Origin of the sequence: Flavobacterium denitrificans DSM 15936, from assembly GCF_000425445.1 — a bacterium.
Classification (GTDB): domain Bacteria; phylum Bacteroidota; class Bacteroidia; order Flavobacteriales; family Flavobacteriaceae; genus Flavobacterium; species Flavobacterium denitrificans.
In genome coordinates this window covers 46278-73142 of record NZ_AUDL01000017.1, presented here as the reverse complement: position 1 = coordinate 73142, position 26865 = coordinate 46278, and the positions used below count along the sequence as shown (strand labels likewise).

12 protein-coding genes are annotated in these 26865 nt (G+C 34.2%); all 12 read right to left on the bottom strand.

Going from position 1 to position 26865, the window contains the following annotated elements; translation table 11 throughout:
* Position 1: 1 nt before the first annotated feature.
* Positions 2 to 913: a hypothetical protein gene (locus H600_RS0111365; RefSeq protein WP_026728897.1), complete on the bottom strand. Its 912-nt coding sequence runs from the start codon at positions 911 to 913 to the stop codon at positions 2 to 4.
* Positions 914 to 956: 43 nt separating this feature from the next.
* Entirely contained in the window at positions 957 to 1445 is a 489-nt protein-coding gene (locus H600_RS22025) for a hypothetical protein (RefSeq protein WP_051234409.1), read from the bottom strand.
* Between the two features lie 146 nt (positions 1446 to 1591).
* A complete protein-coding gene (locus H600_RS0111355) occupies positions 1592 to 4885 on the bottom strand; it encodes a VCBS repeat-containing protein (RefSeq protein WP_051234408.1) in 3294 nt (1097 codons plus the stop codon).
* Positions 4886 to 4948: 63 nt separating this feature from the next.
* Entirely contained in the window at positions 4949 to 7159 is a 2211-nt protein-coding gene (locus H600_RS22020; protein WP_051234412.1) for a CRTAC1 family protein, read from the bottom strand.
* A 49-nt stretch (positions 7160 to 7208) separates the two neighbouring features.
* Positions 7209 to 8705 (bottom strand): vanadium-dependent haloperoxidase, encoded by a 1497-nt coding sequence (locus H600_RS0111345; RefSeq protein WP_026728895.1) that lies wholly within the window; start codon positions 8703 to 8705, stop codon positions 7209 to 7211.
* A gap of 169 nt (positions 8706 to 8874) precedes the next feature.
* Complete coding sequence (locus H600_RS0111340) at positions 8875 to 9420, bottom strand: hypothetical protein (protein WP_026728894.1); 546 nt, start codon at positions 9418 to 9420, stop codon at positions 8875 to 8877.
* A 176-nt stretch (positions 9421 to 9596) separates the two neighbouring features.
* The gene (locus H600_RS0111335) at positions 9597 to 11084 is read right to left on the bottom strand and encodes a RagB/SusD family nutrient uptake outer membrane protein (protein WP_026728893.1); all 1488 of its coding nucleotides are present in this window, start codon (positions 11082 to 11084) and stop codon (positions 9597 to 9599) included.
* A 9-nt stretch (positions 11085 to 11093) separates the two neighbouring features.
* Positions 11094 to 14102, bottom strand: a complete 3009-nt coding sequence (locus tag H600_RS0111330; protein ID WP_026728892.1) for a SusC/RagA family TonB-linked outer membrane protein — start codon at positions 14100 to 14102, stop codon at positions 11094 to 11096.
* Positions 14103 to 14666: 564 nt separating this feature from the next.
* On the bottom strand, positions 14667 to 18806 hold the full coding sequence (locus H600_RS0111325) for a hybrid sensor histidine kinase/response regulator transcription factor (RefSeq protein WP_026728891.1): 4140 nt from the start codon (positions 18804 to 18806) through the stop codon (positions 14667 to 14669).
* Positions 18807 to 18947: 141 nt separating this feature from the next.
* The gene (gene xyl3A / locus H600_RS0111320) at positions 18948 to 21542 is read right to left on the bottom strand and encodes a xylan 1,4-beta-xylosidase (RefSeq protein WP_026728890.1); all 2595 of its coding nucleotides are present in this window, start codon (positions 21540 to 21542) and stop codon (positions 18948 to 18950) included.
* A gap of 90 nt (positions 21543 to 21632) precedes the next feature.
* Positions 21633 to 24101, bottom strand: a complete 2469-nt coding sequence (locus H600_RS0111315) for a glycoside hydrolase family 95 protein (protein ID WP_245176555.1) — start codon at positions 24099 to 24101, stop codon at positions 21633 to 21635.
* A gap of 38 nt (positions 24102 to 24139) precedes the next feature.
* Positions 24140 to 26845, bottom strand: coding sequence for an alpha/beta hydrolase-fold protein (locus tag H600_RS0111310; RefSeq protein WP_026728888.1), 2706 nt, complete (start codon positions 26843 to 26845; stop codon positions 24140 to 24142).
* Positions 26846 to 26865 lie beyond the last annotated feature (20 nt).

The following is a 26865-nucleotide window of genomic DNA, read 5'->3' as shown; positions in this document are numbered from 1 at the left end:
CTTAGTTGTTTTTCTTATTAAAATTAATCAGATAGAAAATGCCTCCATAGAATGAAGTTGCTTCTCCAACATTTCTGCCTTCTGTTACTACATTATATCCACCAACAATGGCTAATTCAGGTTGTTTTATAACCGTATATTTTCCATTCACACCCAATTTAAAAGCATTCATCGTATTGCTTGGAAAAGGCATGTTGTTTTTTGTAATGTCAAAACCTCCAGATTGTGTCACCGAATTATCGATAATAGCTTCTGCAATCAGTTTTGAGGAACGGTATCCGAATCTAAAATTTACATTTATTAAATCTGGCATATCTACTTCATTGGTATAATAAATTTCATTATCTAAATAAGAATTTCTATCAATTGTGATGTTTCCTCTTTTCACATAAGCTCCAGATAACGTAGCAAAAAAGTGGTTATACTGAACATCTCCCATCAATCTAAGTGTTCCGGTATTGCTCCCAAGACCAAGGCTTAATGGCAAATAATCAGCAGCATAATCTGATCCAGGTGTTGAATAACTTCCCAAAACAATTAAGGAATACTGGACATTACCAATATTCTTTTTTATTGGCATGTATTTTAGAGTGAAAGTTAAATCCTGTATTCCTTTTTGACCTTTCATAGTTCCAGCGGTCGCTTTTGTTTCAACATAAGGAACAGTTAAAAGAAAATTTAACTTGTCTAATATTCCATAATCTCCCATAAAAGCAGGACCTTGCGCAGATACCGTTCCAAGGTTAAGATTTTCTCTTTTAAAGGTTCCCTCCCAATATTTATCCCAGCTACTGTATTGATAAACCGCTCCAAAGCAAAAATCATTTTTCTTCATCATAAGCGCATCTATATCAGTTTGTGCGTTCATCATAACGGGAATTAGGAAGAGAAAGCACAAGTATATTTTTTTCATTTTTAAATTTGTTTTTGTTGATTAATAGTTTGTTTCAGTTTACTCATTCAGCATTTGCAGTAAACTTTTCCTGCTCTTTTTTCAAACTCATTGCTGTATAATAATCCTCGTTGTATTTTCCGGCAATAACCAGCGCTCCTGCAACCAAGACAATATTCTTGATAATATACTGACCCGCCAATGTTGGTTCATACGGAAAGATTTCAAAACAGCTGGATTTTAGAATGAAAAAAGTAGATAGCGTTGCCGTCATGTGCAATAATAACAGCACAATAGTTACCGGAATTAATTTTCTAAAGAGCAATCCCAATCCTATACATACTTCACAAGTTCCAAGAATTGGAATAAAAAATTCTGACTTTAACCAAAAAACCGTTTTTGCCACCATGTCACCTGCAGGACTAAGGCCGAAGATTTTAAGAAGTCCAAACCAAATGTAAATGATGACAAGAGCCATACGCATTAAGTAAACACCGTGTTTTCCTATTTTATCACTCAATGAAAAATAGAAAGAATTAAAAGTAGTTTTCATTAGTCTTGAATTTTAGGATTAGTTAATTAAATGTGTGTAAAAACAAGTCCTTACAATGTCTTAAAGACACTGTAAGTATTGTTTTTAAAAATCAAGCCTGAACTCAAAGAAGGAGTTCAAAAACTTTTCTTAACTTGTTATTTACTTTAATTAATCCTGACGCTTTGCAAAAACGAATTGTTTTTGGTGACTAAGAGATATGTTTTTCCTTGTACTTTTATTTTTTCCATGTTTTTAACGTCTCCCGGAGTAAAAAATCCGCTTTCAACTGCTGTTACCGATTTGAATTTTCCTTTTCCATTCCCTTTTAAAAACAATCCATGACCGGCATCGTTTCGAGGTGTTTCGACTTCAGAATTGTACATGTTTCCTGTAATCAACGCATCTAGATTTCCGTCTTTGTCATAATCATCTATCATTATTTGATTGATACAGCTAAGCTGTGCTTCAACAGGCAGTTCATGAATAACAAATTTTCCGTTCCTATTTTCTAAATAAATACTGGCAAAAGATTTCACTTTATAATGCAAGGCTTCTTTAAGTGATTTTTCGGTATAAACATCAACCAAAGTCGCTTCTGAAAAACTTTCGTAATCTTTGAATTTCTTCTTGATATTCGGAATTTGCTGTGACGAACAACCGCGTCCACGAACTGGATATTGTTTTCCATCATTGTAATAGCTCAGTACAATATCTTTGTGTTTATCATTGTCAAAATCTTTCACAAAAATGTCAAAAGTCTCATTGGGAGTAGCTTTGTATTTGTAATTCAAGCCATTATTTCCAACGATATAATCCATGTCGCCATCTTTGTCAAAATCGCCTTGCTGAATGCTCCACCACCAGCCTGTCGTGTCATCATTAAGTCCCATTTCTTTTGTAACCTCTTTGAAACCTGCTTTTGAATTTTGAAAAATTCGGATCGGCATCCATTCACCAACAACAATAATATCATCTAATTTATCATTGTTTATATCTGTAATTACGGCACTTGTTGCCATTCCGAGATTAATGAATTCTTTAGGAGCTTTTTTAGAAATTTCAAATTTTGGTTGTGTTGCAGTGCTTAAGTTATGCAGCAAATAAGTTGTTGTTGGCGAAGGATATTGTCCTGGAACCTGTCTTCCCAACACCAAAAGATCTTGTTTTCCATCTTTATCATAATCGATTGGATATACTTTTGAACCACTTGTCGGCATGGACGGAAGTACTCCGACTGGCGCTTTAGTAAAATCTCCTTTTCCGTTGTTGATATATAATCTGTCTTGCAATTTTGGGTCATTAATCAAAAATTCGTAACCGCCGCTTACTACGTACAAATCGTTATCGCCATCATTATCAGCATCAAAAATTAATGCTCCAGTATCTTCACTAGCTTTATCCAGTTCCAATGCAGGAATATTCTTTTCAACAAAACCATTTTTATTCTGAAAAAACATTTTTCCAGAATAAGTTGCTGAACCTCCAATGAAATAATCGTCAAGACCATCTTTATTCAAATCTCCAACAGCAATCACAGGACCAAAAGTTGACATTTTATGAGGCAGTAAAACCTGATCTTTAAAGTCATCGTATTTATTTTCTTCGTGCTTGAAAACCGGAAATACTTTGGTTTCAGTTGCAAATAATTGTTTTTTAGGAGTTGTTACCGTGATTGATTCTTCTATGGCATCTTGTTCTTTAAAATGGAGTGTTTGATTTGCTTTTACATTGTTTAACTTTTGCACTTTGCCATTTGTCCAAACCACTTTTACTTCGTCTATTGTTTTTTCCTCGCCCACTCCAAAATGCAGTTCAGGAGCAACAGATGACTGAAAACCTCTTGTTAAAGTAAGTTCTTGCATTTGAGTTCCTTTCTTGGTTCTCACATAAACACGATTTCCAAGACCATAAACATTTTTTGAATTGCCTTTGAAATCGACTTTGACATAATTGTTTAGTTTTGAACTTGAATTTTCGAAAACTGACGCATAATCGTCGATATTATTTACTACAATATCCAAATCGCCATCGTTATCTAAATCAACGTAAGAAACGCCGTTTGAAAAACCTTTATATTCAATTCCCCATTTTTTATTTGCCTGCTCAAAATTTAAATTTCCATTATTTTGAAACATGAAATTATCGATTTTCTCAGATGGAATTTCCTGTGATTTTTTCAGCAAATCTTTTGGTTTTAAATTTAACGTTTCAAGGCTATGAAAGAAATCATTGTTATTGATTTCTCTTCTTGTTCCGTTTGTTACAAACAAATCCTTGTTTCCGTCGTTATCAAAATCGGCAAATAAAGGTCCCCAGCTCCAGTCTGTAGAAGATGTTCCTGTGATACGCGATACATTGCCAAAATGCGGAATCCCGTTTTCATAAACACCCGTATTTAACTGCATACAATTGTGCATGTATTGGTAATTAAAACCGGCATCAATTACATCCCAAAAAAGTTTCGGATTCATACTAGACATGTTTGCCTTTTTACGGCGATTGTCCTTTGCGTCCATGTCAACCTGAAAAAGATCTAAATTTCCATCGTTATTGAAATCTGAAATATCAACGCCCATTCCGTAAAATGAATTATGCGCCATTGCTTCTTTTACCACTTCCTTGAATGTTCCGTCCTGATTATTTATGTATAAAAAATCTGGTGAGTTAAAGTCATTTGAAACATAGATATCGGGCCAGCCATCATTATTTAAATCGCCTACTGTTGCGCTTAAAGACAAACCATAGTTTTTTACACCCGCTTGCTCAGTAACATTCGTAAAATGATTTCCATCATTTCGATACAGATGTCCAGATTCATTGTCTTTGACATGAAGCATCATTTGGACATAATCACCCGTTGCAGAATTAAATTTCGTAGGCGGATAATTGGCAACAAACAAATCTAGATCACCATCTTTATCATAATCAAAAAAAGTTCCCTGAACGCTGTTTCCTATATCATCAATTCCGTATTCTTTGGCTTTTTCTGTAAAAGTGCCGTTTCCGTTATTAATATATAGCTCGTTGTTTTTAGGTCCAAATTTTCCTCCCACGCTACAATAAATATCTAAAAATCCGTCTCCATTTACATCGGCCATTGTAACTCCGGTATACCAACGGCTATCGCCTCCTACACCAGCTTTTTCTGTAATATCTTCAAATTTTAAATTTCCTTTGTTTAAGTATAATTTGTTTGAAACCTGATTTCCTGTAAAATAAATATCAACCAAACCATCGTTATTGATATCGCCTGTTGCAACTCCACCTCCTAAATAAATATAGTTGTAGGTAAAGTAATTCAGTGAATCATTTTCTTTCAGGTTATTGCTGAAATCAATTCCTGTATCAGAACGATCTAAAGTTGTAAAGATCTTTTGATCAGAATCTTTAGAACAGCTTGCAAGTATTAGTAAGCTCACAATGCTCAAAAAACCTGCTATCGTATTTATGTTTTTCATTTTTATATTTCTAAAATTTATCAATTTGTCTAATGAATTAACCTCCTAATTCCTAGCATTGTATTACATACAGATTGGCGATCTCGATCCGGCCGTAGGTAAGGAAAGTTTTTTAAGATTTATGTTTGAAAATTCTTTTTCGCCTTCAATAATTTTGATGAATTGGTTTGGCTTTACATTTTTAAACACTTGCTTTTTTTGATTTTTTGGCCAGATAATTTCGATTTGATCAATAATTGAAGCTTGTCCAATTCCAATTTCCATTCGCAATGCCGAGGCTCCGAAACTTCCACCTGAATTTAGAATTCTGCACACAGATCGTGAAATACCGTTTTCTTTAAAGCTTACTTTTACTTTGGCACCAATTGCGGAACGATTGCTTTCTGTACCTTCCAGTTTAATCTTAATCCAGCGATTATTGTTTTGGCCGGGATTCAGATATAAAGAATTATTGAAAGCATCTCCAAAATAAGCTCCTCCAACTTCAATGAAAATATCGCTGTCGCCGTCGTTATCAAGATCGTTAAACGCTACGGCATGTCCTTTTTGCAAATTCCCCATACGACTTGAAACTGTTACATCAGCAAATTTTCCATTACCCATATTTCTGAATAATTTATTAGGAGATAAGGATTTATAATCTGGATTTCCGGTACCGAGGTACATGTCCAGAAAACCGTCATTATCAAAATCTCCAAAATTGGAACCCATCGCAAAAACAGTTTTACTCAAACCCGATACTTTTGAAACATCAGAGAAAGTACCGTCATGATTATTATGATACAAGTACATTTTACTGCTTCCATTCGGGATATTTAGTGCTTCCATTGCAGTCTCAGCGGCAATTGATCCGTTGTACTGATAACCGCAAACAAAAATATCCTGCCAGCCATCATTGTCGTAATCCCAAAACCAAGTTGGAAAAGTCATGACATTGATTCCCGCTAAACCAGCTTCATCTGTAATGTCTTTAAATTGTGGAATGCCATTTTTAAGTCCGACATTTTTTAATAATATCTTCTTTTTATTCATTCCGGAAAGAAACAAATCAATATCGCCATCATTATCATAATCAGCGGATGTTGCTCCTTTGATAAAAGCAACAATGTCACATTTTGCTTCTTTTGCAACATTTGTAAATGTTCCATCCTGATTGTTGATGTACAATTCAGAAGGATATGATCCATCATCTGAAGATTCATTGCCAATAAATAAATCTAAATAGCCGTCATTATTAAAATCATTCCAGTTTCCGGCTTGAGTAGGAAATTCAGAATACAAACCACTTTTAATAGTGACATCAGTAAAAGTGCCATCGCCGTTGTTTCGTAACAATGAGTTAGGTTGTCTGCCGTATTTGTGCATCCAGGCTCCTCTTAAAACAAAAATATCAACATCGCCGTCATTGTCATAATCTGCCTGGATCATATTCAAACCTCCTTTAAAACGGCCTATTTCTGAAATTTTGGATACATCTGAAAATTTTCCTTTTAGATCGTTTTGATAGTAATGCATCACGCCATCCAAACTCCAATCTGAAGTTACAATATCCAGATAATCATCATTATTGAAATCATCAACAATTACTCCGCCCGACATATTTCTGCTTTTTATGCCCACGTTTGGCGCAACATCCAAAAACGGTTTTACATGATAGTCCGAATCATCTTTATTCAGATTAGGTATCAGCCATTTTTGAGGAACGCTTGAAGGATAACCCCCTAATGTCATGTAAGCAATATTAAGCAACCATCTTGATTCATAATCATTTGGATCTAAATCCAATAACTTTTTATAAATTTCGATTGCGTTTTGAGATCCCTGACGTATAGTATGAATACCATTTTTTTGAATTGGCATAATACACGATTCTGGATTGTGGTAATTGACACAATTTTGCTTTTCACCCAGTCTCATATAAGCAATTGCCAAACATTTAAGCGCTTGTGGATCATCTTTGCCATCAATCGCTTTTTTTCTTTTGATGGCATTTTCCATAATTGAAACAGATTCTGCTTCTTTTCCGAATTTCAGCAAAGCATTTCCTTTATTCAATTCGTTGAATAATTTGAAAAAACCTTCATCAGAACTATTGATTATAGAATCATAATAAGCGACTTCTGCCTTTGCTGCAAAAGGATTGCTCTTGACATTATACATCATTTTTCTCGCATCCAAAATCTTAATCATCTTGTCATTCGGATTGGAAAAATAATCGCATGAAACTGCCAAAACAGAAACTATCAATAAAAATACTACTGGCTTAATTTTCATAATTAAAACATTTTCAGAAAAAATCAGTTCCATTTTAAAATTGGAACACTTATTCAATTGAAGTAATTTTATCTATAGTTTTATTTCCGATATGAAAATTGTAGAATTTCCAAACCTCGTGAGCTACGTTTCTTCCAAGTTTAAGTCCTTCAACATTATCTGCCTGAATGTGATAGCCTCCCATAACTCTGGAAATTCCAGCCATATTTGCTGTTTCTGTAAATGTTGGAAATTTTAGTACAACAGGTTTCCCGACGTTATCTGGTTCTGTCATTGATCCTGGCGCATTTACTGTTGCAGACTCTCCGAAAGCGTCGCTTCCTGTCCATAGTTTTAATGCTTCACCGCAGCCACCACTAATTGTACTGTGTCCGGAAACATAACCGGGAAATGCAGGACATAAAAAAATATCTGGCGAATAGGGTCTCCAGTCTTGCCCTTTCATATCTATATTTCCAAAACCTGGTCCGCCCCAAGCATTTATAGTTTTGTCTTTAAAATAATAATGCACTAAAGCATAAGGACGAGCAAAATCATAAAACATTTTTGTATCCCAGCATGCTATAAAACAATCCATAGCTGTCACCTGATTATAAAAAAACATTTTCACATCCTGATCCAGCGTGTGCTTGTCTCGTCTTGAAACATCCTGAGCAAATTTTAGCCAATGTCCAGCTTGTTGTACTGATTTTGGTCCATCACGCATAAATTCTACTAATGCTTTTTGCTCGTTAGTAAGATTATGTTGCAAATCAATTAGTTCTGCAACTTCATTTTTAAGTTGTTCAGAATCTAAAGAAGGAGGAGACATTGCACGAAACTGAGCTCCAGATTTTAACCCTACGGTTTTGACTTTACCCCAAAATGGAGTCATACAACCTGGCGCAAACTTGCCGCCTTTTCCATCAGAAAAATATTTTGGTTGCCAGTGATTTACATCTACCATTTCATCTGCAGTATTTACTGGCTTGTAATTTACATAGTTAAAATACGGAGTTCCGTTTGATCCGTCTTCTTCTCCATATTGATTTGAACCGTCATGTTTTCTGGCTTCGATTACCGCTTTTGCAGCTAAATTTCCTATTCCTGCTGGAGTTTTCGGATCAAGAGATTTGTCATTAGGATCCAATCCTAATTCTATCATAAAAGCTTTGAATAGTTCTTTGTCTGAAAAATAATATTCACTTAAAGCGTTATATGCTGCATAACTAATAGCGATTTCTTTATTTTTTAATGTCTGTTCTTTATTAGGTCTTCTTTCAGTATCTTTTAAATATACAGGAATTGCCTTTTCATCGTAGCGACTCCAAGCATCAAAAACAGCTACAAATGTTAATCCTAAAAAACGGGAAGTTACAGTTGGTCTTGGCTTAAATCTATCCGTATCATTTGCCGTTGAAGTAATGGCAATTTCGCTCCATTTATAAGCCATATTGCTTGCTCCTGTTGGCTCAGCTTGTTTTTTATTATCTTTGTTTTGAGCAAACGCGGATATGCTTAAAGCACTAAACAATAGCACTTTAAACAAAAATTTATATATTTTCATTTTTGGTTAGGTTTATATGGTTGTGTAATAGCTTTTTAATCAGTTAGTAGTAACTGATTATGTGTAAAATTTAAATGATTAGAATTTAATCGAGGTAATAGCCAACGATTGAATTGCAGGACTTGATTAATAGTCAATATTTTTTAAATTTTTAACATGAAAAGAAATATTACACCATATCAGGAGGAGGACAAATGGTGGTAAAATACCCAGAAAGAAGGTCTCTCTTTGGAGTATATGTACACAATTTGCCAGGAAAAAATGCTTTGGATGCAGTCAAAACCAAATCAATTGTATCATTATTAGGAATATAATCCGTAATGAAGGATTTCATTACTTTTTTACTTGGATTTTCTTTGTTAGAAGAAGTATCAAATATTTGACTGTCGACAATTTTTTTTAAATCGTTACTAAAAACTTTAGCATTAGCATTTTTTAAGCAATACAATCGTAAAACATTGTTTACAATCCTCTTCTTAAAAACATGATAGATCTTATTTTCAATTGTGAGATCTTCATTAACTTCTTCAAAACCAGAATCTACGACATATGCGTATGGATCAATCTGAATTTCGATAACTTCAAAATCTGAATCTTGAGTTTTTTCCATAGCACTCACCCATACTTGCTCTTGTTGTTCAGCAAACATGATATAAAATCCTAAAACATTGTAGAACAATGTTACGATTAAAAAAAGTGATGCAATTTTTTTCATCTTGAATAAAACTGGTTTGTGGTATTTAAAATGTATTTTAATAGTAAAACAGAAAATTATAAGTGTCTAAATTTTAATGGTTTTGCACCATATAAATAGTGATAAACAGCGCACTTGCATGCGCTGTTTGTCAAACTACTAACTAACTTAACTTAAACTAACTAACTTCAATTTATTTAATATCCAGGATTATTGTCACTAGGCTTAATATTTGGATTTGAAGATGTTTCTCTATTTGGTATTGGCCATAATTCGCTTTTACCAGCTTTAAAGCCAGTTCCTGCTAATTGAGTACTAGCAATGCCCCATCTAATTATATCATCAAAACGAACTTGTTCACCAGCCAACTCTACTTTGCGTTCGTGAATAAGAGCTGTAAAAACTTGATCTTTTGTAAGAGTTGTAGCCAACAATGGTACACCTGCTCTTGCACGAACCTGATTGATGTAACCAATAGCCGTTGCTTGCACACCACCCGATCTTAAGCTTTCACATTCTGCCATCATAAGCAATACATCAGAATAACGCATAACTTTGAAGTTGATACTTGAATCAAGATTTTCGTCAGTACGTTTATAATAGTTTTGATATTTTTTCCAGCCTGCTCTTCTTAAACCTTCAGATGAAGAGAAATTAGCAGCTGTCATCGTGTTGTTTCCGTTATTATATTTAGATCCCGGCACGTAAAAAGTATCTCCAAAACGTTTGTCGCCTGGCTCATATTCATCTAATAAATTATCAGAAGGATATACGTTGTACCAACCTAGGTTACCATATTCCTGACCTCTAAGTGTAGATTCAGCAACACCATCTCCAGCGGTATCACTACCCCATTTATCAGCTACTCCTAATTTTTCGTCATATTCAATTTCGAAGATTGATTCAGGACCATGCTCAGTCTCATCCATAAAATTGTTATAAAAATTAGTTTCTAAGCTAAATCCTGTCACTTTATTGAAAGCAGCTAAAGCTTCATCATATTTCTTTTGGTACAATAGCGCTTTCCCTAAATAAGCAAAAGCCGCTTCTTTTGTTGCTCTTCCTTTGTCTTCAACATTTTTGCTTAATAGATTTTTAGAAGCAAAATCAAAATCAGACACAATCAATTTGTAGACTTCTTCTTTAGGACTTCTTGGATTACCCACAATAGTTTGTTTTGTGTAAATTGGCAGATCGCCAAAACGAGGTACTAGCAAAAAGTAATAGTAGGCTCTTAAAAAATGAGCTTCACCTAAAAACTTATTCTTTTTCTCTTGTGATAAGACTGAATTTGGCAAAGCATTAATTTTATCTTCATTGTCTAAGACAAAATTCGCTTTGGAAATTCCTAAATAGCAGGTTTCCCAATAAAATTGGATAATATCACTGCTTGCATCAAAAGAAAAATCAAGAAAAGGCTTTTTGTTTCCTTCTAATTGAGGATTTCCTTTATTTTCTTGGGCCATATTGTCTAAAGCAAAGAAAATATGTCTTGCGTATAGTCCTCTGGTTTGTAAGTTAGCATATGCAGCATTTACTGAAGCTTGTACCTGTGTTTCACTTTTAAAGTAAGTTTCAGGCGACAGCTCATTTGGATTGCTCAATTCTAAATCATTGTCGTTACAAGAATTTATTGTAAATATCCCTAACAACACTGCAATTGTATATTTTATTTTTCTCATCATCTTTATAAATTAAAATGTAACATCAAGTCCAAAAATTATTGATTTAGGTTGTGGATATCTTCCTATATCAATTCCGGCAGAATTTGCATTAGCATCTACACGTGCAATTTCAGGATCTAAGCCAGAGTACTTTGTAATTGTAACAAGATTTTGCGCACTTAGATAAAATCGTATGTTTGTAAAATGGTTGTCGAAAGCGTCCCCTGATAAAGTATATCCTAGAGTCACATTTTTTAACCTTGTATAAGAACCATCTTCAACATATCTTTGACTTGCAGATGACCAGTTTTGACCCGCTCCAAGTGCTCTAGGTAATGTAGCCGATGGGTTGGTAACTACTCCATTTTGAACAATTGATCTGTCTAAAACATCTGTGCTAGCATTGAATAAACGCTGCATAGCTTCTAGATCAAATTTGTTTGAGTTAAAAACATCATTTCCGCTAACTCCAGTTATAAAACAATTGAAATCGAATTTTTTATATGCTGCTGTAAGGTTTAGACCATAAGTAAAATCTGGGTATGGATTTCCAATATTTGTTTTATCCTCTGAGTTGATAACTTTATCTCCATTTCTATCAACAAATCTAATATCACCTGGCTGTATTGTAGTTTGTCCTGCACCTAAAGCAGCATCTACTTCTGCTTGATTTTGATAAATTCCATTCGTTTGATAACCCCAGAAGTAAAATAATGGCTGACCAACTTCGAGTCTTGAAAAGCTCTCTAAACCAGCTCTTCCTGATGGTCCGCCTAATACGCTAGTTACACCCGGTGCCAAACTTGTTACTTCGTTTTTACTTGTTCCTAAGTTCGCAACAGCTGACCATGTAAAATCACCTTTTCTGTCATTGTAACCAAGTGAAAGTTCAAATCCATGTACTTTTGTATTAGCAATATTTTGAGTTTGAGTTCCTCCACCAGCTGAACCTACAGAAGCAGGAAGTGGTACTGCGAAAAGGATATCACTACCTTTATTGTTAAAATATTCAAAGCTTCCAGTAAATTTTTCATCAAATAAACCAAAATCCAAACCTATATTTCTATCTGTTTTAGACTCCCATTTCAAATCTGGATTAGAAGCTCTACCTGCTGTAACACCTGAAGCAGCTGCTCCGTTAATTGGATAAATATAATTTGCGGCTAAAGTTCCACTGTACTGATAATTGTCGATAAGGTCATTACCTGTTGTTCCAGTACTTGCTCTAAGTTTCAATGTGCTGAATATAGAATTTGCCATAAAACTTTCTTTTGCAATATTCCAACCTAAAGCAACAGAGTAAAAATTACCATAGCGATTATTAGAACCAAAACGAGAAGATGCATCTCTACGTCCTGAAATTGCGAATAGGTATTTATCATCATAGTCGTAATTAATACGAGCTACATAACCTAAATTATTTGTTTCACTGCTTGTTGATGCTAAATTTGCATCTTGAAGTCTCAATTGATCAATTTCATCTGAAATATAATAACGGCTACTTGCTACAAGATTCTGAAATTTATTCTCAATTTTAGTAATTACTCCTACTGCTTCTAAGTGATGTTTTTCTGCAATGGTAGTTTTGTAAGTTAAACTATTATCGAAAACAATAGTTTGACCTTGAGAATTTGTTTCTGCAGTTGATGAGTAAGCTTGTTTATGAGCTGAACCATCGCTGTAGCTTGGGATAAAAGTATGATCTTCATTTGTAAAATAATCCAACGCAACTTGTGATCTGAATTTTAATCCTTTAATGATTTCTACTTCAGCGTAAATGTTTCCAATTATAGATAATCCCTTAATGTATTGATATCCTAAATTTGCGACACGAACTGGGTTTTCTGCATCTTGTCCATCAGCGGTAGAAGGGCCTTGATAACCTCCTAAATTATTTGCATTGTAAACAGGCAGATAAGGTGCCATTTTAATAGCATGCTCCAATAATGTTCTACCTCCTGATGCACGTTCTGGATTAGTCTTGCTAAAAGATACTCCAATATTGCTTCCTACAGTCAGTCTACCGATGTTTTGCGTATTATTCGCTCTGAAAGAATAACGTTCAAAACCAGTATTTATAACAGCTCCTTCTTGTTTTAAATATCCAGCCGAATAACGGCCTGTAGAATTTTCAGTTCCGTTTGAGAAACTTAAATTGTAATCCTGCATTACTCCATCCTGAAAGATTTCGTCTTGCCAATTTGTATTTATATTACCAAATTCGGCTGCTCTTGCTGTCAAGTCACTTCCTAAATCTTTTGCATATTTTAGGTATTGCTGTGTATTCAGAACATCATATCGTTTAGTAATTCTTTGAAAACCTGCATAAGAACTAAAATTTAATGTTCCAGCACCTTTTTTCCCTTTTTTAGTTGTTACCATAACTACACCATTATAGGCTTTAGAACCATATAATGCTGTTGTTGATGCATCTTTTAAAACGGATATACTCTCAATATCGCTAGGATTTAATCCTGATAGGTTGCCAGTTAAAACGCCATCAATTACATATAAAGGTGTACTGTTTCCCATTGTAGCCAAACCACGAATACTAACTGTAGGGCTAGAACCGGGTGCGCCATTTACAACAGTAACACCTGCGGCTCTACCCTGTAAAGCAGACTCCGCATTAGTAATAGGCACTGCTGTAATATCTTTTGAGGTAACAGTTGAAATTGCTCCAGTTACTTTGGTTCTTTTTTGTGTTCCGTAGGCAACTACAACTTCCTGTAAGTTTTGTGCTGATTCAACTAATGTAACATCAATTGTAGTACGAGTTCCTACTGCAACCGTTTGCGTAACTAAGCCAACATAAGAAAATATTATTTTGTCTGTTGGATTAACTCCTTTTAAAGAATACTTACCGTCAAAATCTGTCGATGCACTATTGTTTGAACCTTGTACAATTATGGTTGCACCCGGTAATGGAAATCCAGAAGGATCTGTAACCACACCTTGTACGGTCTTGGATTGTGCTATCATATTCTGATAGCTTATCATCAGCAATGCGATTATTGCAAATTTTAATTTTAACTTCATAATTGGTTTTTTGTTTTAGTTAAATAATTGTTGGTTGTAAAGTTTTGTTTGTTTGTTATTTATTGTATTAATATTGTCCTTTATTTTTTGAATTTAAAAGCCGCTTGCAATACATAAATATGGTTTTAATTCATATTCTAAATGGGTTTAAGATTGTTAGTAATTTGTTTCATGTTTATTCTAATTTTGATTCTACCAAAAGTAGATTGTTAACATAAATTTCACATACTACATTTGATGCATAATCTATCAAATTTGTAGCATCATAGTTAAAAAAATAGCAAATTCAGGGTTTTACAGCGCTTAATCAATTGAAATGAAAAATATATTATTGCCATTTTTTGCATCATAATTTTTGGATATAGAAAAAATATACGACTTATAAATTTCTATTTCACAATCAAAAAGAGACGAAATCGCTCCCGATATTTCTTCTTTTAAAAAAATAGAGAGGTGCAAAAGAAATCACAATATGTAGTCTGTAAAAACCGGTTATTTGATTCATTTAAAAGCAAAAAAAAAAGACGAAATACTTCGTCTTTTTTAGAGGGGAAATTGATATAATTAACTATTGCTTACTTTTTGTGTTGGCAGACATCCAAATTTTTCTTTATAACATTTAGTAAAATAAGATGGCGAACTAAAACCTACTTTATAACTGATTTCCGTTATATTATCATTTCCTAATTCTATTAGTTCTTTAGCTTTTTCTAAACGAACATTCCGAATAAATTCATTGACTGATACGCCCGTTAATGTCTTGACTTTACGATACAACTGGCTTCTGCTCAAAAAAACATTCGAAGCCAAAACTTCTACGCTCAATTCGGTTTCACGAATATTTTCATTGATGTAATTTAGTACATTTTTTATGAATTCATTGTCTAAAGTTGTAGTCTTTTCTTTAGCAGTTGAAGTAATTCCGTTATAGAATTTATTGAACATAATTTGTCTGCTATTAATCAACTGTGTTAAACTAGACCTCAAAATATCCATATCAAAAGGTTTGCTTAAATACATGTCAGCACCAGAATCAATTCCTTCCAATCTGTCTTTAACTAAGGCTTTTGCAGACAACATCATTAACGGAATATGGCTTGTTTTTAAATTGGCTTTTATATTTTTGCATAATTCCAAACCATTCATAACAGGCATAATCACGTCGGTTAAAATCAAATCAGGCAGTTTTTGCAAAGCTAAGTCTAAACCAACTTGCCCATTTTCGGCAACTATGACTTTGTATTCTTTTTTGAGTTCACTTTTTAGATAATTTCGAAGTTCGACATTGTCTTCAACAATCAAAACCGTATAAACTCGGTCTTGATGCTCCTCATCATCAGTCAATTGGATGTCCTCTTTTTCGACAATTGGCTTAAAGCTTATTTTATTATCCTTTTTATATTCTTCAAGCAATATTTCGTTTTCATTAAAAAATTCTTTTCCAACAGGAAACAGCAATTTAAAAATAGTCCCTACTCCCAATTCGCTTTCAACCTCAATTATCCCTTTATGTAATTCGACAAATCCGCGAACAACTTCCAAGCCAATTCCTGTACTTCCATAATACGCTTTGTTCAAATTGTTTACCTGATAAAAACGATCAAAAATCTTTTTAATATCTTTTTTATCTAATCCCGAACCAGTATCTTCAACAACTATTGTAAAATAAGGCGCAGTATCTGATGAATCAATTAAAGGAAAATGAATTTGTTCGCTATTAATTATGATTTTCACCTTAATTTTTCCATTATCCGGCGTAACTTTAAAAGCATTTGAAACGACATTAAAAATAATTTTTTCAAACATTTTCGGGTCGATCCAGTCTTTTAGTGAAGTTTTATTGGATTCAAATTGCAACTCAATTCCGCGGCTTAATGCTTCTTCATTAAAATAACTAACAACTTCTTTTGTAAAACCAACCACTTCAATCAATTGTAATTGAAGATTCATTTTATTGAACTGAAGTTTATTAAAATCCATCAACTCATTAATCAGTCTCGAAAGTCTGTCAGAACTTTTTTGAATCGTTTGCAATTTATTCAGAACACCTTCTGGAAGTTGCTGGCTGCTATTTTTTATGATATCTCCTAAAGGATTTAAAATCAATGTTAATGGAGTCCTGAACTCATGTGAAATATTGGTAAAGAATTGTAATTTTTTATTGTTTAATTTTTCAATCTGAATCGCTTTCTGTTTTTCAAACTCGATCATTTGTTTTTGTTTAAATCGATTTTGATAATACTGATTAGCAAAATGAATCGCTGCCCCAAGTAAAAGCGTATAAAATAAATAAGCAAAAGATGTTTTCCACCACGGCGGCAATATCTCAATTTTTAACTCCAACGGCACCTTGCTCCAAGCTCCGTTTTTTTCTGAAGCTTTAACTTTAAATGTATAATTTCCAGGAGCTAAATTGGTGTAAGTTGCCGAACGTTTGTTTCCGACATAATTCCAAGAATCATCAAAACCTTCTAAATAATAGGCAAATTCATTTCTAGCTGGAAAAGAATAATTCACCGCAATAAAATCAATTGTAAATACAGACTGATCGTGTTTAAGAATTATTTTTTTTGTTTCGGAAAGTACTTTTATAAGTGGCGAATTTTTTTCAAGTGGTCCGACCGATTTATTAAAAAGCTTCAGATCAGTAAAATAAATAGGCAATTGCTTTTTGCTTTTAACCAAATTAGAAGGATTAAAATAGTTTAAACCCTCGTAACTTCCAAAATAAAGCATTCCATCTTCATCTCTTAAAACTGCATTATTATTGAAATCATTACCTAGCAAACCGTCAAAGGTAGAATAGTTTACGGTAGTATTGTTTTTTAAATCCAATCTCGTAATTCCTTTTTTTCCACTTAACCAAATGCTTTCGTCATTAGATTCTGTAATCGCCGAAATTGATTTTTCATGCAGTCCTTTAAAATTGATATACCATTTTAGGACATTCGTTTTTTTATTGTAACTGAATAATCCTGCGCCATCAGTACCAATCCAGATTTCTTTATTTTTAGTCTGATATAAAGCATTAATTGTATGAGTACTTTTATGATTTTTAAGTTTCTCCGACATTTTATCTCTAAAAGAAGTCACAGAAAAAGTGATAAAATCATTCGTAACCACTTTATAAAGTCCTGTTGTTGAACCGACCCAAACAGCATCATCTGAATCAACCATTACATTTCTGATGTCAATATTTGTTATTGCATTTGTCAAAAATGGCTTCGCATTACAATGGTGAAATTGTCCATCTGACGGAGTATAATAATGTAGTCCTTTAGCAAAAGTTCCAATCCAAATTATACCTCTGGAATCTTCTGTAATACTCATAATATTATCTGAGGCTAGATTAGGTGTATTTTTAGTATTATAATTAATAAAACTCCTGCTTCCTTTCTTTAAAAGAAAAATCCCTTCGTTCCAACTCGATAGCCAGACATTTTGTTTTTTGTCAATAAATACCTTTGTGATATTATCATTGGTTAATCCAGAATATAATTTGCCATCTGATTTAGTAATATGTTTAAAGTCTTTGGTTATGGGATTGTAAACATCCACTCCTCCACCTTCCATAGAAATCCATAATTGTCCCTGATGATCTTTAGCTATTCCGGTCACACAACTGGTTTGTAAGGATTGTGGATTTCCAGGCAAACTTTCTATGATATTGACTTTACTGTTTATTTTATCAAAAACGCCTAAACCTTTATTATAATAGCCCAGCCAAATTCTATTCTCTCTGTCTAATAATAAAGACCAAACCGAATTTGAACTCAAACTACGTGTATTGAACTTGCTGTTTACATATTTTTTTTGAACAACACCCTGATCATCAACTATGATTAATCCATCATTTTCGGTTGCACAAAGAATTGTTTTAGAATCTCTTGCCAAAATTGACATGATTCTTTTTTTAGTAATAGGATAGTAAAAGGCTTGTTTAACTTTAGAATGTAAATCGACTTTTATCAAGCCTTTAAATCCGTCGCCAATCCATAAGTTTTGATTACTATCTAAACACATAGACACAATGCTTGCCGAGTGTATCCGATTGTCATTGCCAATGTTAATCTTTTTTGTCTCATTCTTTATAGGATCGAATATTTTCAATCCTAAATTTGTTCCCAAGTAAATGGTTCCTTTTTTATCTTTTGCAAGACTATTGATAAGATAATTAGCGTTATTGGCTACATCAGAATTGACTTTAGTAATTTTCCGCGTTGTAGTATTTAATTTTAGTAAACCGTTGTTAACTGTTCCTAGCAGTAGATTTCCGTTATTGTCTTCAAGAATGCTTTTAATAGAAATTACAGTTTCTTTTTTAATTTTCTTCTGAATATCAATGCTTTCAAAATTGTCTAAGTTTCGATTATACAGACATAATCCTTCGTCAGTCCCTATCCACAACCGGTTGCGAGTATCAACGTAAGTAACATAAATTAAATTGCTATTAATAGAATTACTCCGTTTGGAATTTTGTTCATAAGCAACATAATTAACTCCGTCGTATTTATACAAGCCAGCACCATTTGTACCCATCCACATAAATCCAGACTGATCCTGTGAAATGGTATAGATACCACTTTTCGAAGCTTCTTTATCTACTAATCTAAATTGATAGTTTTCAAATTTATCCTGAGAAAACAATTTGTTTACTATAAAAAATAGAATAACTATCGCTTTAATACAAATTTTTGGAGCCATACATTATTGAGGAAATTTAAATTAAATATATACTTTTTAATTGAAAATGCAATTTTTATACATGTTAATTAAGTATAATATTAGAATTTTAGCATACTTCAAAAAACAATATTTCTCAAGCAGGCGTTGAATTTTGATAGATTATTGAACAAAAACTTTAATCATTTTTAAATCTTGAGTTTTTGAACTATTACCATAATACACCTCATACTCACCTGGAGTTACCTTCATATTTCTAGTATTTTGATCATAAAATTCAAATGAAGATGATGGCAAATCAATCGTTACATTTTGACTTTCTCCCGCTTTTAAATTGATCCGTTTAAAAGCTTTCAGGGTTTTTAATGGGCCATCTATATCATTTAATTTTCGAACATATACTTGAACAATCTCAGTTCCATCACGTTTACTACTGTTTTTAATTGAAAAACTCAATTGCGTGCTTTCATTTGATTTTATTTTTGGATTGCTCAGTTCTGCCGTACCAATGTCGAATTTAGAATAACTCAAACCAAAGCCAAAAGGAAATAATACATCCGTTGTATATCTGTACGTGCGTCCTTTCATAGAATAATCCTCAAAATCTCCCAATATATCTGAATTTTTATAAAATGAAACTGGAAGTTTCCCCGCAGGATTATAATCTCCAAAAAGAACATCGGCAACAGCCTGGCCACCTGATTCCCCAGGATACCATGCCTGTAAAATGGCATCACAGCTTGATGTTTCTGGTGCAAAAGCAATTGCAGAACCCGAGCAGTTTACAAAAACTACTTTTTTACCCGCTTTTTTAAGTTCTTGCAGACATTTTCTCTGAACAGCCGGAAGTTCTATATTCGTTCTGTCTCCTCCTTTAAAACCCGGATACGAAACCGGCATTTCTTCACCCTCCAGCAAAGTCGAAAGTCCGCCGACAAAAATCACCGTATCAATACCATTTAATTTCTGGATTAAAGCTCCGAAATTTATATCGAATTCTTTTCCAAAATCAAATTCAAGGTTTGCATACCAATTGTTTGACTGGGCGTAATTAATTTCGATTTTATATTTTTTACCTGCTTCAACGGCAAATGGAATTTTTCCCGGTACTGTTCTCCAATTGGTGTATTTTGCTTTAGAAATTCCGTCAACCATTAATTCGAAAGTTCCCGTGGCACCAGTTTTAAAAACCAATGTATCATTTGCTTTAGCTGCAAATTCTGCCTCATATTTTGCTGAAAATCCTTCTAATTTCACTCCGGAAGCAAATTCATGCTGACCAGCAGTTGTCATTTTTATCGGATTTAAAATCTGTTGTGATACTACTGGACTGCCTTCTCTATTCGAGTTATTCCAATAAGTTGCTTTCATCCCTTTTTTCCCTTCAAAAGAAAGTTGGTCAAAGTAGGTTTGATTTACTTTATCTTCTACTAAATCACAGGCTTTATCATAAAATATTTTATTTGCAGGAAGTTTTGATTCTATTCCACTTTTGATCGTTATTGTTTTAACGGGGGTTCCATTATAATTCCCCCATAACATTGGCTCATTTTCGGCATTTGGACCAATAACGGCTACTTTATTGATGGATTTATTTAAAGGAAGAATATTGTTCTTGTTTTGCAAAAGCGTCATTGACTTTTGAGCCATTTCAAGTGCTAATTGCTGATGTTCTTTGCTGTTAAGAACAGTTGCCGGAATTTGAGCCCATGGAACAATTGCATCATCATCCATTTCGCCCAAATCAAAACGGCCAACTAAAACACGAAGAAGGCTTTTATTGATATCCGACTCTTTTATTAAATCTTTCTCAACTGCTTCCGGAAGATTTTTAAAGGGATATTTTTCCCAAACACATTCTACATCAGTTCCTGCCAGTACGGCTTTAGACGCGGCATGTGTTGCATCAGACGAAACTTTATGAGTGGTATAAAAATCAGTCACCGCACCGCAATCTGAAACCACCATATATTTATAGCCCCATTCATCACGAAGAATGCCTTGTAGCAATCTTGTATTACTGCAGCAAGGTTCGTCGTCTAAACGCTGATAAGCACACATTACTTGGCGAACATCGGCATCTTGAACCAGTGATTTAAATGCTGGCAGATAAGTCTCATATAATTCCCTCGGATTTACATTATTAAGATTCAATTCGTGCCTGCTCCACTCGGGTCCTGAATGAACCGCAAAATGTTTTGCACAAGCCAAAAGTTTTCGGTATTTAACATCTGCAGGTCCCTGAAGACCTTTTACAACAGAGATTCCCATTCGCGAAGTCAAGTAAGGATCTTCACCATAAGTTTCCTGGCCACGACCCCAACGCGGATCTCTAAAAATATTTACGTTTGGAGTCCAAACTGAGAGGCTTAAAAAACGCTTGTTTTCATTTCCGTTTTGAATCCACTGATTGAATTTAGCACGGGCTTCATCTGAAACGGCATTAAAAACTTGATAAATAAATTGATCATCAAATGATGCTGCCATACCAATAGGTTCAGGAAAAACAGTCACATTATCATTATTAGCATAGCCGTGCAAAGCTTCACTCCACCAATTGAATTTTTTAATTCCTAATCGTGGTATTGCATCACTCTGATCGCACATTAACGCTGCTTTTTCTTCAAGCGTCAATCGTGAAATTAGATCTTTTGCTCTTTCTGTTGAACTAAGAGAAGGATTTTTAAAAGGATATTGCTGTGCATTGGCACAAAAAAACGATAGTAAACTTATTATAAATAGAAACTTGTTTTTCATGTTCTCTGAATTTAATATGAGCATTTTTAAAATTCGTCTTTTAATCCTCACTGCTTTATGAAATAATTGATATTGATATTCGAAATTGAATTATTCCTTAATTCTCAAGTTGTATATTTTACCTTTTTCAGTATCAATATCATATAAAATTGTTGCTTGTATATCCAAAGGTTTTATAGTTGATTCTTTGGCGATAATGGGGTTCTGGATTTCATTCGTTTCGTAAAAAATATTTGAATTAGCACCTGAAGCAGTTTTAAAATTCATCTTATTTTCAGGAATGATTTGATTTGGAGTTCTTAATCTAAGATTTCCTCCAAGATTGGACTGAATACTGACAGCAACTAATTTTCCATTTTTCCATTTCAACTCTTTAATTTCAAATCCTCCTCGCGCTTTCAAACCAGTTATTTCTCCATATCCTTTCAAAGCATCGGGCAAAGCGGGAAGTAAATGGATCGAACCGTCTGAACTCTGCATCAACATTTCAGTAATACCTGATGTACAACCAAAATTTCCATCAATCTGAAATGGCGGATGCGCATCAAAAAGATTATTATAAGTACCCCCGCCTCCAGCGTTTACGCCGAGTGGAGTCAATTGATTTTGGATTAAATTAAAAGCGTGGTTTCCATCCTGCATTTTTGCCCACCAATTTACTTTCCAGCCCATACTCCAGCCTGTAGAGATATCGCCTCTTTGCAATAATGTATTCTTTGCGGCTGCAAAAAGCTCCGGAGTTTTGTAAGCCGAAATCTGATTAGAAGGATATAAGCCATATAAATGCGAAATATGGCGATGATTATCTTTAGGATCATCAACATCATCCATCCATTCCTGAAGCTGATTGTATTTGCCAATTTGCATTGGCGGAAGCATATTGCGCAACGTTTTTAAACTATCAACATATTGTTTGTCTTTTCCTAATGTTTCAGATGCTTTTATTGCCGTACTAAAAACATCAAAAACGATTTGATTGTCCATTGTTGATCCGGCAGTTACCGCAGAACCTTGATGCGCTGCCGGGCTATTTTCAGGTGAATTTCCAGGAACGACGACCAGCCAGCCACTTTCAGGATCTTTTACCAAGAAATCAGCATAAAAATCGGCTGCTCCCTTAAGTATTTCATATACCGATTGAAGATAATCTTTATCGCCAGTATACAGATAATGTTCCCAAAGATGTTGGCTTAACCAGCCTCCGCCGGCATTCCAAACTCCCCAAGTGGCACCATCCACAGCGCCATTAATACGCCATATATCAGTATTATGATGCGCCATCCAGCCACGGGCGCCAAACATCACTTTTGCAGTCTCTTTTCCTGTTTCGGAAAGTTCAGAAATCATTTTTAAAAGCGGTTCATGCATTTCTGATAAATTAGTTTTCTCAACTGGCCAATAATTCATTTCTGTGTTTATATTGATGGTATATTTACTATCCCATGCAGGATTCATGCTGTGATTCCAAATACCCTGAAGATTAGCAGGCTGACCGCCAGGTTGTGAGGATGAAATCAATAAATATCTTCCATATTGAAAATAAAGTGCTACAAAAGATGGATCCGAAACATTTCTGAAATTCGCTAATCTTTCATTTGTTGGTAGTTTAGATGCTTCAGTCGTTCCAAAATCAAGTTTGACTCTTTTAAAATATTTTTGATAATAAGCAATATGAGCTTTTTTCATATTGTTATAATCTTTATCAAATGCCTTATCCAAAAAAGATTTTGAAAGTTTTTTTTCGTTGCCGCTTATGTCGTTGTAATTAATAAAATTACTTGCGATAGAAATATAAATCAAAACGGAATCTGCGCCTTCAATTTTTATAGAATTTCCAAAACTTTTTATTCCTCCGCCATTGACTTTAAATTTTGCCAATGCATTAAAATTGACTTTTCCGTCTATACCTTCATGATCACTTGTAGTTCCCAAAAGTGAAAGTTCATTGTTGTTTTCAACTTTCATTTCTTGCTTTTTATGCTCAGAAGTGAAAGCAGCTGTAAACGACAATTTTCCCGGTTTATCAGCAGAAAGTTTTATCACTAAAACCCGATCAGGGAAAGACATAAATGCTTCACGTGTATAGGTAACGTTCTGAACTTTATAAACTGTTTTTGTAACAGCTTTTTCTATATCAAGCTCTCGGTAATAATCGGTAAAGTTTTGATGATTTAGAAAATCCAATTCTAAATTTCCCACAGGCTGAAACATTTGCCCGTGGGATTTTTTAGTGATTATATTTTCATTGATGAGTTTTTCGGCTTTTTTATATTCTTTCTGAAAAATAAGTTTTCTAATTTCATTCATCGCATTTTTCGCATCAGGATTGTCATTCCTGTTCGGACTTCCGCTCCATACACTTGCTTCATTTAGTTGAAAAATTTCTTTCTCAACATTCCCGTATACCATGGCGCCCTGAAAACCATTTCCAATTGGAAGAGCATTTTCCCATACTGTGCCAGAAGGATTTTTATACCAAAGTTTTAAATCCTCTTTCTGTTGTGCAGTTAGTGAAATCCCCAACAAAAACAATATGGCAATTAGGTATTTTTTCATCATTTATGTTGTTTTTGGAATTCCTTTAGATATCTGAAAAATTAATTAAACAATAACGGAGCAAACAGGAACAAATCATGTCTCCAAACCGGCCACGTATGTCCTCCTGAATATTCGCTGTATTTATATTTAATACCCATTTGGTCGAATTTGCTCATCATTATTTTGCAGTTTTCATATGCAATGTCTTCCTTTCCGCCCATTGAAATCCAAAAATTCTTGATATTAGAATTAATAGCCGTTACATTGTTTTTCATAAATTCATATTGAGGTCCTGATAATGTGTCATTATTGGCCCACCAACCTGAGCTGAATACACCTATACTTGAAAACATATCTGAATTTTTAACACCAGCATACAATGTCTGCAATCCTCCCATCGATAATCCGGCAAGTGCTCTGTTTTTGGCATCTGCAACCACCTTAAAATTACTTTCTACAAAAGGAATTGCGCCCTCCTTTAATTCATTTTCAAATGCTTTCAATGCATTTTCATTGAAACCTGCATTCCCCATATTTCCATCAAGCATGGCGATAATCATTGGCTTTGCTTTCTTTTCGGCTATTAAATTGTCTAAAATCAAATTAGCCTTGCCTTGAGTTGCCCATCCGCTTTGGTCTTCGCCTCCTCCATGCAACAGATATAAAACAGGATATTTTTCGGTCGAATTTTCATAACCTGCTGGTGTATAAACATACATTTCACGCCACGAATTAGTTGCTTTTGAAAAATATTTTTTGATTCTGATGTCACCATGGGGAACCATTTTCAATTCGTAAAAATCACCTTCTCTATTTGGAATTTCAATGCCGCTGGCCATGCGTCCCATGCCATAAAATGTTTCACTAGCAGGATCAGCAACTGCTAGCCCATCAATAAGCAAGGAGTAATAATTAAAACCTTTATTAATTACTCCTGTTGTTGAAGTCCATAGTCCGTCTGAATCTCTGGACAAATCATATTTCTTGCCTAAATCAATCTGTACTTTTGAAGCTTCTGGCGCTTTTATTTTAAAAACGACACGGTTATCCGGCAATATTTGAGGATACTTCGCATTACGGATGTTGGTCGCAGCCTGATCACCTAAAATCGTATATTCTGAAAAACTGGATTGATCGACAGGCTTGAATAAAAACTGTGAAAACATATACAATCCATTTTTCCAAACTTTGAAATCATGCACGCCTGGCTCTAAATAATAAATGTGAGGCACATCATTTTTATACAAATAATCGTGCGTGCGTTTACTGTTGCTAATTAACCAATCATTATCACCGCACGAAATCCAAAGTAATTTTAATTTCTTTTTTGCCTCTTCAGGATTTGGGAGTAATTCTTCTGGCATTTTGGTATTTGGCGCAGCTGAAAATGCACCAACCCAAGCAAATTTATCCAAGTTCCCTAAGCCAAAATTCAAAGATTGCCCGCCACCCATAGACAAACCGGCAATTGCACGATGCTCTCTGTCTTTATAAACAGGATATTTTTTTTCAATAAACGGAATTAAATCACCCAATAAATCTTTTTCGAAGGTTGAAAAAGCCTGTACTTTATCTGGAGCCATGATATTTCCTGTAGCACTATCATCTTTCATTGCTCTTCCGTTTGGCATTACGACAATCATAGGTTCTAATTTTCCTTCAGCATAAAGATTATCTAATATAATTTGTGGATTTCCTCCTTTCAACCATTCATTTTCATCGCCGCCTATTCCGTGCAGGAGATATAAAACAGGGTATTTTTTCTTTTTATTAAATCCGGGAGGCGTATATACATTTGCTTTTCTTATGGTTCCAACCGTTTTAGATTGGTAACTAATCAATTCTACTTTACCCGCTGCTTCGTTTGAATTTACCTGATCAAAACCAATTGGAGCACTAACCCGGAAAAAGTCTTTTCCATTGTACCATTTATACCCTAATAATGATAGCATTTTCTCGCCGTAACGGTTACCTAAATCGCGATAACCTGCCGCATTGAAATGCAAATTATCAGATTCGGCTTTGCATCCGCTTGAAGAAATCACATACGAATTAGGTATTGTTTTAGGAAGTGTTGCTATAATTTTATTCATACTTCCGCATTTGCCGTTTTGATCTTCATTTACAGTTTCACCCGAAAGCAACGGAACTTTATTGGGATCCAGATTCAGATCTTTCATCAGGTTATCATAAACAATTTTTACTTTTTTGGGCCAAAGCGTATCACCAGTATTAGATTCTCCCTGATGGAGTAAAATCCCTTTAATTACACCTTTCTTCTGAGCAATCTTTGCCATTTCCACCAATCTTTGATAAGGATTGTCGTTGTATTGTTTCAGAATGCCTTTCATCCAATCAGGCGCTGTTGCAACATATTCTGATGTTTTATCTTTATCAAAAAGTTCAATTTTGCATCCACCAACAGCCACATTTATAACACCGACTTTTATATTTTTTGGTAGATTGGCAATTAAAGTTCTTCCAAAATAATCAACTGGAGTCAGCCCAGTATTACATCTGCATAATGGCGGAACTGCCGTGTACCAAGTGCCTTTGGAACGTCCAATTTCAGGACAATCAACTGTTTCCAAAACCTGAAATCGATCATCAACTGAAGCAATATCCTGAGGTTCTATTTTGGCATAACCTTCCATATTTGATTGGCCAAAACTCAAATAAACGTGAAAATTTGGATCTTGAGAATATCCATTTTGTCCTATCAAAAAAAGAACAGCAAATGCAAAAAATCTAATTATTGATTTCATTATATAGTGATATTTTTAAT